General features: G+C 53.8%; 1 protein-coding gene. It reads left to right on the top strand.

Annotated elements, in window-relative coordinates; genetic code table 11:
• Positions 1 to 333, top strand: a 333-nt coding sequence (locus lacNas_RS03580; protein ID WP_201346601.1) for a hypothetical protein, incomplete at both ends; no start/stop codon positions are given.

Below are 333 nucleotides of genomic sequence, written 5' to 3'. Positions count from 1 at the left end.
AGAAACTGGCTTGGTAAACACCAACAAGACCTTCGCGAAGAACAACGAAGCTTACAGCTACACGTCTGCCAGCATCGACAACGTCGACGGCTACTTGACTGCCGACAGCTGGTACCGTCCAAAGAAGATCTTGAAGAACGGCACCACCTGGACGAAGACGACGGCCAGCGACAAGCGGCCGCTGCTGATGGTTTACTGGCCAAGCCGGCCGATTTTCGTGGACTACTTGAACTTCATGAAGAAGAACGGCTTCGTCAGTGCCAAGCGCAACTTCACGACCAGTGACAAGACCAGCGACTTGTTCAACGCGGCCAACCAGGTTCAAAAGAACGT

This window comes from Lactobacillus nasalidis (assembly GCF_016587775.1).
GTDB lineage: Bacteria > Bacillota > Bacilli > Lactobacillales > Lactobacillaceae > Lactobacillus > Lactobacillus nasalidis.
The sequence above is the reverse complement of the archived record's forward strand: the minus strand, read 5'-3'. Positions and strand labels throughout refer to the sequence as shown.